Raw genomic sequence first — 12390 nt, forward strand, 5'->3', positions numbered from 1 at the left:
TTCATGAATGGAGGCGAAAAGAATCAGAAATATTAGAGAATATTTATTATCATCAAAACTACTAACAATATTATTACTATTTATAGCATCATGTAATTACTCAGAAGACAAAAGTATAAATCCAAAGGGACAAAGTATTTTGTCCTTACCATATATAAAAGAAACAAACGGGGTAAAACAACTAATTGTAGATGGCGCTCCTTATGTAATGCTTGGTGGTGAATTATTAAACTCATCGGCATCCAGTATTGAATATATGGATTCAGTTTGGTCAAGATTAAAAGGGTTACACGTTAACACAGTTTTTTTACCAATAAATTGGCAACAATTTGAACCGGTTGAAGGCAAATTTGATTACACACTAATTGATGAATACATAAAGAGGGCGCATGAGCATGATTTACACCTCGTCGTTTTATGGTTTGGTAGCTGGAAAAATGGAAGATCGCATTACACGCCTGATTGGGTTAAAATGGATGTGAATCGTTTCCCCCGTATGCACCTTAAAGACCAAAAAACAAGTAATACAATTTCTAATTTGAATAATGAATGCTTGATAGCCGATAAGAAAGCCTATGTAAAGTTAATGGAGAGAATTAAACATGTGGATAAACATCATACTGTATTAATGGTGCAGATTGAAAATGAAGTTGGACTAAAAGGGGCTTCTAGAGATTTTTCTCCTGCTGCAATTACACTTTTTGAAAAACAAGTACCGAAGGAATTAATAGAGTATATTAACAAAAATATAGATAAGTTAAAACCTTTTATTCGGGAGGCATATCAAAATAATGGCTCAAAAAGGAAGGGATCATGGGCGGAGGTTTTTGGAGAGTCTTTACTTAGTGATGAAATCTTTATGGCCTGGAATTATGCTACCTATATTAACCAGATCTCAGCGGCAGGTAAGGTGGTTCATAACATTCCTACATTGGTAAATGCTTGGGCTGCAAAAGAAAATCAAATTCCTGGCGATTGGCCAAGCGGTGGACCAAATTACAGAATGTTGGATATTTGGCAGGCTGGAGCACCAAACATTGATATTTTTGCAACTGATAATTACGGAGAAAAATTTGATATCAAATCTAAAGCGTTTATACATCACGAAGAAAAATTTGATGCCAAGTGTAAAGCGTTTAAACATCAAGGAAATCCCCTATTCATTCCAGAGGCATGTGCTATTTGGCTTAAAGATACCATAAGTGCTCCTGCAAAAGCATTTTATACCATTGGTCATTATAACGCCATTTGCTTTTCTCCTTTCGGGATCGATCATGATGTTTACCACAGCAATCACCCTATAAAAAATGCCTATAAAGCGCTGGACAACTTGTTGCCTTTAATTGTTGTGGCTCAACTCGAGAATAAAGTAAATGCCTTTATGGAAATCGAAGACTCATCTCCATCTTCTTTTATTTTGGGTGACTTTGAATTTACCCCAAATTATGCCCTTAATAAAGCGCCACATATAAAAGGATTTGGTCTTATTATCCAAATAAGCGAAAATGAATTTATTATTGCTGGTAATGCTTTTGAACTTAAATATAAATCAACAGATAAGAATAAACCCTATGCGCAACTTCTTTCTGTGGAGGAAGGATCGTTTGTAGATGGTAAATGGCAAAAAGGGAAGGTTTTCAATGGTGATGAATTTGGAATAAAATTTCCCGCAAAGCCATTCGGTCTGATTGAAAACGTGGTACTTGACGAGATTAGAATTCACAAAGTTAAACTTTTTAATCATGATTAAAGTGGCAAAGGTTATTGTCCAATATATGTTCTAGGCTGAAAAATAAATTCTGGTCGATGGCGGCTACGTATTTCCTCTACTATATTCAAATCTTTAATGATCCTGATTCTCTAAAAGTAACATGTGCCAAATAATGGCAATACTCATATTGTTGGAATTAGCAAAAAGCCAATCTGGGATTATGGAATAAAAATATTAGGTTAATAAACATTTAATTAAGAATTAATAAATGAAAAAATCAATAAGCTCGTTAGGAACTGTTATTTTATTGATAATCCTTATTGCTTGTAAAGATCAAGAAAAGATTAAAGAAATTAATAAAACAAAAAGAACAAACATAATCTATATATTGGCAGATGATTTAGGTTATGGTGATTTAAGTTTAACAGGGCAAGTTAAGTTTTCAACACCCAATATTGATAAGTTGGCAAAGGATGGAATGTTTTTTGCCCAACATTATTCTGGATCAACAGTCTGCGCTCCCTCACGATCTTCGTTAATGACAGGAAAACATACCGGACACACTTTTATTCGAGGAAATAGAGAAATTAGGCCTGAAGGACAATTCCCATTAGATTCTTCAATAATTATACTTCCTGAACTTTTAAAAATGGGTGGTTATGTAACTGGGGCTTTTGGTAAATGGGGACTAGGCTATCCTGGTTCCGAAGGAGACCCTATCAATCAGGGGTTTGATGAATTCTATGGATATAATTGTCAACGCATGGGTCATAATTATTACCCAAATCATTTGTGGCATAATCAAAGCAAAGACATACTAGAAGGTAATAGTGGAAATAAAACGGAATCTTATGCTCCCGATATTATTCATCAAAAGGCACTCGATTTTCTTGAGAAAAATAAAGACACTACTTTTTTTATGTATTATCCGTCTATAATTCCTCATGCGGAACTTGCGGCACCTGAAAGGTATATGGAAAAATTTAGAGGAAAACTTTTACCTGAAATAGTATTTGAGGGTCAAGATTATGGTAGTGAACGGTATAAGAAAGGCGGTTACGGATCTCAAAAAGAAACTCATGCTGCTTTTGCTGCCATGGTGAGTCTTTTAGACGATCAGGTAGGCGAGATAAGAAAAAAAATAGAAGATCTTGGTTTGGCAGAAAATACAATAATTATTTTTTCCTCTGATAACGGCCCTCATAAGGAGGGTGGTGCCGATCCTGATTATTTTAATAGTAATAGAGAGTTAAAAGGATATAAACGTGATTTATATGAAGGAGGAATAAGAGTACCCATGATTGCATACTGGCCTAGTCAAATTAAGGCAAATTCAACTTCCAATCATATCTCTGCTTTTTGGGATATTCTGCCTACTATTTGCGAAATAGCAAATACAAAAACCCCGGAGGGATTAGATGGTATCTCAATGTTACCTGAATTTTTGGGAGAGAAACAATCGAAGCATAAGTATTTATATTGGGAATTTCATAAAAGAGGAGGTCGCCAGGCTGTAAGAATGGGGGATTGGAAAGGTATACGATTGAATATGGATAATAATCCGCTTGCACCCATAGAGCTTTATAATCTAGCTGTTGATATAGGTGAAAATAATAATATTGCTTCTAAAAATCCTGAAATTGTGGAAGAAATTGCAAATATTATGGAGAAAGAACATTGCCGTTCAAAGGTTTATAGCTTTTCCTATGAAATAAATTAAGAATTATTTAAAACTAAAAATAAATTTAAATATGATGATTAAACGAGGACCTTTTTTATTAGTTATAGCTTTAAGCATATTAATAAATTTGCAATCAGTTCAGGGGCAAATTAAACTACCAGCCATTTTTTCATCTCATATGACGTTTCATCCAAATTCTGAGGTGATGTTATGGGGATGGGCAGATGCAATGGAGAAAATAACCATTGAAACATCCTGGTTAGGGAAGCCTTTAGATACACATGCGGATTCAAGTGGAAATTGGAGGATTAGTTTACAAACAACCGATAGCAATAAACCTCAGATAATTAATATCAAAGGTGAAAAATCTTCTATTTTATTGGAAAACGTCTATTTTATTGAAATGGGGCCGGCGTCTAAAAAAGCTTCAAATAGCACTCTGGTTTACCCTGGAGAAGACGGGAGTCTTGTTTATAAGCCATATACGGAAAATGGTGATAAGATATTAGATTTTTCATATTGTGGATACCAACGCAGTGAAACGCCGATTCCTGATATCCCCGTTGTTGCTCAGCTTAAACCACCTTCAGGAAAAGCAACTGAGGTAGGTACGATGGCCTATTTAAGTGGTCCTGATAGCCAGGAAAAAATTCAGAGTGCGCTTGATAGCATAGCTTCTCTTCCCCCAAATGTGGATGGTTTTCGAGGAACCCTACTCTTAACTAAAGGAACTTACTATGTGAATGGAAGCTTGCTTATTCGTTCCGGTGTTGTTTTGCGAGGCGAAGGCGACGGTCCTTTGGGAACAACACTGATCTTTAAAAATCCCAAGGGAACAGGAATTTATGTGGGTGATTCGGAGGCGGAAATTGTGAGTATAGGAGACCCAACCAAAATTACGGACACCTATATTCCTGCAGCTAGTATGAATGTATCTGTAAAAGATCCAAGTACTTTTAGAAAGGGAGACCATGTGCTCATCACCAAAACGACGAATGATGAATGGATAAAAGATCTCGGAATGGATCGGATAACAGAAATTAGACCAAATAATAAACGTGTGAAGAACTGGAAGGCTAATTCCTTTCAACTGGAACATGTTCGTCAAATCACAGATGTAAAAGGAAATAGGTTAACATTGGATGTTCCATTACCGCAGTCAATTGCTACTGAGCATGGTGGTGGAACAATTGAAAAAATAAGTATTGACGAAATTGATTCATTTTGCGGGGTAGAGTCTTTACGCATTGTTTCGAATTATGATTCATCTATCAAAGCTGTCGATAAAGAGAACAAAGAATACTTCAGTGATGAGAAGAGCAATCTCAATTGTGGAATAGACCTAGCCAGCGTTAACGGTTGGGTTCAAAATTGTACAGTAAAACATGTGCGCCTTGCTGCCGTTAGAGCGAGTAATAACGCTCGATTTTGTACCGTTCGGGACTGTAAATCGCTTCAGCCTGTTTCTCCAATCAAGGGAGGGAGAAGATATTCTTTCTTAACCAATGGTGGAAGTCAAATATTGTTCTATAACTGCTATGCTGAAAAGGGACGTCATGATTTCGTGGTAGGTAGTCGGGTTTCGGGCCCTAACGCATTCGTTAATTGTACAGCCATTAATTCTACATCAATATCTGAACCACATCATCGGTGGAGCACAGGAATCCTCTACGACAATATTACTCTGAAAAAAGGAGGGACTCTTGCAGCCTTGAACCGCGGTGATTCTGGGTCAGGTCATGGCTGGGCCGGCGCAAATGTGGTTTTTTGGAACAGTAATGCGGAAGCGGTTGTAGTTATGGATCCACCGACTTCGGAACAGAACTTCGCTATTGGTTATTCAGGTGAAATACATGATTCGTATCCAACCGACAGACTGGAATATGCAAACGCCCGATCCGGTTATCTTGGCACACCAAATGCAGCTGTTTACAAAGGATTTGTCCTCATGGGTAGCGGTTACATAGAACACCCGGATAGACGGGTAGCTCCAAGAAGCCTTTTTATACAGCAATTGGAGGATCGTATTGGCAGTAAACGTTTAGCTCGAGTAATGAGTATTCCTGGGAAGATAAGGATAGGGAAAAAACCTAAGAAAATTGAAACCAAGGATCAGGCATTTTCTGCTAAAAATGAGTCTATTAGCCAAGATTCAATAATGTTGGAAGGCAAGTGGATAACCGTTCGTAAGAAGAAGTTTGAGCCCACATTAAGAGATATTTCATACGGTCCTTTTGAGCGGAATAAACTGGATTTTTGGAAAGCTGAATCTAAAACTCCAACACCTCTGGTATTTTATATCCATGGAGGTGGTTGGGGTGGTGGCAGTAAAGAATCTAACAACGGTCCCTATCTCAGTTTATTAAAAAAAGGTATTTCTTATGTAAGTATTAATTATCGCCTAGCTCGAAACGGGAACGTACTACCATGTAGCCTTCATGATGCCGCGAGAGCACTTCAATTTGTAAGAAGTAAAGCTAAGGAGTGGAATATTGATCCCGATAGAATAATTGCATCAGGAGGATCGGCAGGAGGTTGTTCAAGTTTGTGGTTGGCTTGCCATGACGACATGGCTAATCTGAATAGTGAAGATCCTATTGAGAGGGAATCCACACGACTTCTCGCAGCCGCAGTGATTTCAGCACAAACTACCATAGATCCATGGATAATACAACAGCGAATTGGAAACTCAGCCACTAGCCATTCAATGATTTGGAAGTCTGTTGGAGCAACCAGTCCAAAGGATTTATTTGAGAACTGGGAAAATTATAAGGATTTGTCGGTGGAATGCTCGCCCCTCACACATCTTAGTAAAAATGATCCTCCACTTTATTTGAGCTATACCAGCATTAGTAAAAAGCCAATAACGAAGGATGGTATTCATAATGCTGAATTTGGTAACATACTGAAAGAGGCCGCTGATTCTATAGGCGTTAATTGTAAAATTGAAATTAAAAGTAAGGAGACGCGTCAGAAGGAATTGGAAAAATTTATGTTTCGAATCTTTAATAAATCAAAAATAAAATAACGTGGCATGAAAAGAGGTATACCTTTTATGATCTATAATTCCGTTTTTATTCTGGTAATTCTTGGATTTCAGTCTGTTGCTTATTGTTCGACACATAATTTTGAAGTCGAATTAGATTTTTCTTCCAAGAAGTATAATAATTTTAGAGAAAAACTTTTAAAACCAAATTCCAACGACATTAATTATACAATGGACACTTTGAATTTTTTGAAAATTGATTCATTGGAGTACAAATATGATAGCCTTTCCGATACTTTAAGGATTAATAGTAGTAAAGAAAATTTGCTTGATTCATCAACTTACATTGATAGACCGGAGGACTCTGGGAAAAATGAATTCCCCATATATTTTCGATCATGTTTAAAGGAGTTTTCTGCTATCACCGACGAAATGAAATTGGTAAATGGGAATAAAGGCTATGTTAATAATTTCAATTTTGGAAACTTTAGCACTGGCCCTAGTTGTATTGCCAAAGTTAAAGGAGACTGGAAGTCTGATATCTTTAATATCGTAGTGCTCGACCAGGAAAAAGAGGTAGAAAATTACTTTAAGATTGGATTCACTGGAGTAAAAAAAGAAAGTTTCACACCCAAGGAAACCAAATATGGCAACACTTATTTAAGTCAATGTACTAATCCTCAAGAAGCTAAGTTTTATTACGGAAAAATGGACAAGGGTTCTATTGAAAATGAGTTTTCAAAGGATAACCCCAAATGCCACTATGCTAATCTGGAAATTAACCAGAACGGACGAGACAAAAAATTGTTCGGATTTAATGAAGACGATAAGGGGGGAGAACAGGGGATAATCCTCCTTGAAGATGCCATGACTGGAAATTGGCAGGAAAACTGGTTTCTCGATGGGAAGGAGGCAACGCTATCCAATTCGAAGGATGGTTTATTTTTTTCGGCAGGCACCGTGACCAAGAGTGATGACCCTATTCAATACCACGCTCATCATGCCGTACTTTGGACTAAGCAGGAATTTGAAGGTGATATCAAAATCTGTTACGAAATGACTCGAGTTGATGATAGCGACTATGGAACAACATTGCTTTATATCCAAGCTCAAGGAATAGGTTCGAGCCCCTATGTGAAGGACATTTCAGCTTGGAGTAAATTTCGTGAAATTCCTAGTATGGAGACCTACTTCACTTATATGAACCTTTTAAGTCTAAGTTTTCGTGAAAACATGCGTTGCAAACGTTACCCTTGGAAGGATGAAAATCTTGAATGGTATCCTGGAAAAGGTTTGATTCAGCCAATGGTGGACTATGGAAAAATTCTTCCTGGAAAAACCTATTTAGTAGAAGTGGAAAAGCGAACCAATTCACTCAGGCTTCGTTTGTTTGAGAAGGAAAGTCAGAAACTTATGATCGACCAGTTATGGAACACTGGTAATATTTTAATGGATAATGATCTCAAACGGATTGAAAAAGGACGTATCGGCCTTAGGCATATGTCGACCCGGCAGTTTATTTATAGAGATTTCAAGGTTGAGAGACTATGATTTACAAATGATTTCATCCAAGTTCCTGACTCGTTTAAAAATATAGGTTAATAAAACCTATCTTTCAGGGCTCAATGTGAAACTAAATTTATAAGGTTTATCCGGATAATACATATAGGGCTCGTGTGGTAAAGCTCCCCAGCTATTATCACCGCCAACACCTTGCATTTTATAATCAATATGGAGTTCAACAAAATCTTTTTTAACGATATCTGCGGTTGTTCTTAATAGTTTTGTTGTTCCAGGATCAAAATCTTGAGTACTATAGTGCAAGGCATTAAATTCTATTACGCCATTATTGGCTTTTACTTTTAACCCTATACCAGAGTGATTTTTTAAAGTTAACCATCGCACATCAGTTTTATGTCCGTTTTCTTGTGGTCTGCTATACGCAAAATATTGGTCATCTACTTTCGATGTGTAAAGACCAACAAAAGCAGCTGTATTTCTATCGATATAATTTTCCCAAGGACCACGTCCATAATAATTTAGATTATCAAATTCTTTTGGTAATTGAAGTTTTAAACCAATTCTCGGCATTCCTGGTAATTCACTTTTTTTAGCTTCAAAATTATAATTTACTTCAATCTCTCCATTTCCTCGTATAATGTAATTTAAAACTATTTCAGCATCAATTTGATTATTTTTATAAGAAGAAGTGACGGCTACTTCAGAACCTGAAATCTTTTTAAATTCCATGCTCTGTAATATTGATTTATGAGCAGCTTCTTTCCAAACTAAAACAGGTGTTGGAAATTTTTTTGTAAAATCATTATCTGTTGGAGCTCTCCAAAAATCTAACACCATAGGTTGTTTAATTAATTCATTCCCATTGAAATTATAAGATATTAATGCCCCTGATTTTTCAGAGAAAGCAACAGTAAAGTCATTTCCAGAAACTCTGATTTCACTTGGGTTTGTCGATAATTGAACCAAAGAATTTAGATTCTTAGTGTTATTGGCAAACTTGTAATTGTTTAAACTGAATTGTTCTGAAGCTACAATATGGCCAAATGGAATTAAAGGATCATAGTCATATTGCATCGCATAAAAGTTTATAAAGTACTCAGAATTATTATCTATTGAAGGAAGTTCTAAAATAAATTCTTTTTTTGATTGCGGTAATATCTCGAGAGGTTTGAAAAGCCCTGATTTTGTCACTTTTCCATTCGATACTAATTCCCATTTAACAATGTAATCATCAAGAGTTTTAAAGAAATAGTCATTCTCTACAATTATTTTTCCGCTTTTTTTATCAAAATTTTTGAATTTTATGTTTTGATATACTTTTTTAATTTCAAATAATCCCGGATGAGGTTTTAAATCAGCATCAACAACACCGTTTAAGCAAAAATTCGCATCGTGATAAACACCTTCCGGTTCGAATAGACCTCCATACGCCCAATATCTTTTACCGTTATCATCATACTGTGCAATCCCTTGGTCCATCCAATCCCATATAAATCCACCTTGAATTTGGCGATTAGAATAAACCAAATCCCAATATTCTTTAAAATTACCACTACTGTTGCCCATTGCATGTGAATATTCACACCAAATAAAAGGGCGTTCTGTATCTGTTCCTATCCAACTGTTTTTAAGATAACTTATTGTTGCATACATATTTCCAATAATATCTGTATGCTTTTCTTTAATATCGGTCTTTCTTTCTGCACGTTCATAATGTACCGGACGACTACCATCAAACTTATGAATTGCTTTATATCCGGCTAAAAAGTTTAGCCCTGTTCCAGCTTCATTTCCCATACTCCAAACTATGATAGACGGATGGTTTTTATCTCTTTCAACCATGTTTAACATACGTTCCAAATGTGCCTTTTTCCAATTAGGATTATTCCCTAATGTTTCATCCGGATTATAACCCAAACCATGGGATTCTATATTCGCTTCATCATACAAATAAAGTCCAAATTGGTCACAAAGTTTATACCAAAGAGGATCATTTGGATAGTGAGAAGTCCTCACTGCATTAATATTAAATTTCTTCATCATCCTTATATCGGCTTTCATCAATTCTTCATTTACAACATGACCATTATAAGGCGTATGCTCATGCCGATTTACGCCCTTTATTAGAATGGGTTTACCATTAACCAACAATTGACCGTTTTTTATTTCGGATGTTCTAAAACCTATATTGATTGCTGTAGCTTCTAAAAGTTTGCCTTCCTTATCATTTATGGATAAAGCTAGTTTATATAAATATGGAGTTTCCGCTGACCATTTCTTTACGTTAAGTATTGTAGTATTAAAAGAATACTGTGAGGTGCCTTTTTTTTGAGTAATATTAATCTGATTTTGTTTTATTGTTTCCCCGCTGGCATCTAATAAAAGGCAATTAAGAGTAAAGTTGTTGTTTTTATTATCTAAATTTTTAACCTCTACTTCTAAGTGGAAGTGTCCGTCTTGATAGTTTTCATTTAAAGACGCTTTAGCAAAAAAATCTTTTATTTGAGTTTTTGGCCTTGCGTATAGCATAACATCTCTTTGAATTCCTGAAAAACGCCAAAAATCTTGATCCTCAAGATAGCTGCCGTCAGTAAATTGAAAAACTTGTACAGCTACTTTATTTTCTCCCTCCTTTAAATACTTGGTGATATTAAATTCTGCTGGTAGTTTTGAATCTTGACTATACCCAACTTTTTCGCCATTTAACCATAAGTAAAATCCTGATTTAATTGAACCAAACTGAATATAGATATCCCGATCTTTCCATTTATCCGGTAGGTTAAAAAAAGTTACATAGGAGGCCACAGGGTTTTGTTCATCTTTAATATAAGGAGGATTACGGTCAAAAGGGTAGGTTTTATTTGTATAATGGTGATAGCCGTAACCATAAAATTCCCAATTACCCGGAACCGGTATTTCATCCCATCCGCTAACATCATAACCTAATTTTTGAAATTCAAGATTTCTTTTTGAAGCATTGGTAGCATATTGAAACTTCCATTTACCGTTTAATGTTTGTATATAATCATCTTCCGAATAATTATCATTAAAAGCGTTTTCTATGGATGAATAGGGGTAAAAAGAGGCACGAGCTTCTTCTCTGTTAACTTTGAAAATATTAGGGTTCTCCCAATCATTTTGACTGAATATGCCATGTGAGATTAGAGTTATGAAAATGAATAAATTATGTTTTTTCATGATTAACTTTTTTGTGTAATTCCTAGCCCATATAATTTCAATTGCTCATTACAGAAACCAAGGTTATTTCGGGCAAGATTTGGGAGATAGAAAACAGGCATAAATTAAGGCATCCATATGCACTTATAGAATTTGAAAAAGCTCTTTTAAAAGAAAAACTCTCAAGGCTCAAATCTATTTCCAATTAAGAATTTATTTATAATTCATCTCCTATGAAAAATAGATTATTTGCCGCCAAAAAGCTTATAAACTTCAGAGCCGGCACTTAAAAGTGCACCTGTTCCATAAACTTCTGTTTTATCTGGCCAGGCATTTCCCGGAGCTCCCCCAATTGGTTGAACATATCCTAACATACCATCATCTGTTACATGGTTTGTAATAGCAGTCCAACCTTTACGAACTGACTCAATGTATAAATCTTTATCTAAAATACCATTATTAATACCCCAGGCTAAACCATAAATAAAGAACGATGAGCCACTTGTTTCCGGAGTAGGATATTCTTCTTGACTCAATAAACTCATGGCCCATAGACCTTCAGATTTTTGAATGTCGAGTAGCTTTTTTGCCATCTTTTTATAGATTTCTAAAAAATATTTATACTCGTCTGTGTTAGGCTTTAATTCATTCATTATGTTCGCAAGTCCTGCAAAAACCCATCCGTTTCCTCTAGACCAAAATATTTTAGTGCCATTGTCTAATTTGTTCATGTAGGATTCATCTCTATAGTATAAGTGCTCTTTTTTATCGAAGAGAAATTCTGTTGAAGCTTTGTATTCAGTCATCAAAAAATGTAGATATTTATTATTTCCCGTGATATTATATAATTTGGCCCATACAGGCGGAGCCATGAATAGTGCATCACACCAACTCCAGCGATCATGATCATATGGTGTTTCCCAATTTAAAACAGATTGTGAGGGATGCATTAAAATAAAATCAAGCTGTTTCTTGGTTGGAGCAATTATTTCTTCATCTTTATACTTCCTGTAAAGGTCTATATACATTTGACCCACAGTTTGATCGTCTGCATGGTATATTCGTTTATGTAATTGCCATTCGTTTTCTGTTCCAATATTTTTAAGCCAATTGTAATACTTATCGTTATCGGCCATTTCCGCCCATTTTATCATCCCAACATATAATGCTCCGTTTGTCCAATTTAAAGGATGATGAGCTTGTGATCTGCTGTAAGTGTCCCGGAAATGAAAGATTTGCCAGTCAGCAACCTTTTCCATGATTTTAATTACTTCAGTTGGCTTTATTTCTTGGGAATAAGACGTGTATAATCCA

6 protein-coding genes are annotated in these 12390 nt (G+C 35.6%); 4 read left to right on the forward strand and 2 right to left on the reverse strand.

Annotated elements, in window-relative coordinates:
* The first annotated feature begins 7 nt into the window (after positions 1 to 7).
* The 4 genes from V8G61_RS08970 (at position 8) to V8G61_RS08985 (ending at position 7929) form a co-directional block, all read left to right on the forward strand.
* Positions 8 to 1750: a DUF5597 domain-containing protein gene (locus V8G61_RS08970; RefSeq protein ID WP_394875228.1), complete on the forward strand. Its 1743-nt coding sequence runs from the start codon at positions 8 to 10 to the stop codon at positions 1748 to 1750.
* 229 nt (positions 1751 to 1979) lie between these two features.
* The gene (locus V8G61_RS08975) at positions 1980 to 3431 is read left to right on the forward strand and encodes an arylsulfatase (RefSeq protein WP_394875229.1); all 1452 of its coding nucleotides are present in this window, start codon (positions 1980 to 1982) and stop codon (positions 3429 to 3431) included.
* Positions 3432 to 3462: 31 nt separating this feature from the next.
* On the forward strand, positions 3463 to 6420 hold the full coding sequence (locus V8G61_RS08980; protein WP_394875230.1) for an alpha/beta hydrolase fold domain-containing protein: 2958 nt from the start codon (positions 3463 to 3465) through the stop codon (positions 6418 to 6420).
* A gap of 6 nt (positions 6421 to 6426) precedes the next feature.
* Positions 6427 to 7929, forward strand: coding sequence for a hypothetical protein (locus tag V8G61_RS08985; RefSeq protein WP_394875231.1), 1503 nt, complete (start codon positions 6427 to 6429; stop codon positions 7927 to 7929).
* Between the two features lie 57 nt (positions 7930 to 7986).
* On the opposite strand, the gene V8G61_RS08990 is transcribed toward V8G61_RS08985, so the two are convergent.
* Together V8G61_RS08990 and V8G61_RS08995 are read right to left on the reverse strand one after the other, a co-directional pair.
* A complete protein-coding gene (locus V8G61_RS08990; protein ID WP_394875232.1) occupies positions 7987 to 11097 on the reverse strand; it encodes a glycoside hydrolase family 2 TIM barrel-domain containing protein in 3111 nt (1036 codons plus the stop codon).
* A 224-nt stretch (positions 11098 to 11321) separates the two neighbouring features.
* Positions 11322 to 12335: a glycoside hydrolase family 105 protein gene (locus tag V8G61_RS08995; RefSeq protein ID WP_394875233.1), complete on the reverse strand. Its 1014-nt coding sequence runs from the start codon at positions 12333 to 12335 to the stop codon at positions 11322 to 11324.
* Between the last annotated feature and the right edge of the window lie 55 nt (positions 12336 to 12390).

It is taken from the genome of Gaetbulibacter sp. M240, from assembly GCF_043876815.1.
Lineage (GTDB): Bacteria > Bacteroidota > Bacteroidia > Flavobacteriales > Flavobacteriaceae > Gaetbulibacter_A.

Excerpts from the sequence above, each read along its gene's own strand:
- V8G61_RS08985 (WP_394875231.1), top strand. The coding sequence starts at position 6,427 with ATGAAAAGAGGTATACCTTTTATGATCTATAATTCCGTTTTTATTCTG.
- V8G61_RS08980 (WP_394875230.1), top strand. The coding sequence starts at position 3,463 with ATGATGATTAAACGAGGACCTTTTTTATTAGTTATAGCTTTAAGCATA.
- V8G61_RS08975 (WP_394875229.1), top strand. The coding sequence starts at position 1,980 with ATGAAAAAATCAATAAGCTCGTTAGGAACTGTTATTTTATTGATAATC.
- V8G61_RS08970 (WP_394875228.1), top strand. The coding sequence starts at position 8 with ATGGAGGCGAAAAGAATCAGAAATATTAGAGAATATTTATTATCATCA.
- V8G61_RS08990 (WP_394875232.1), bottom strand. The coding sequence starts at position 11,097 with ATGAAAAAACATAATTTATTCATTTTCATAACTCTAATCTCACATGGC.
- V8G61_RS08995 (WP_394875233.1), bottom strand. The coding sequence starts at position 12,335 with ATGGAAAAGGTTGCTGACTGGCAAATCTTTCATTTCCGGGACACTTAC.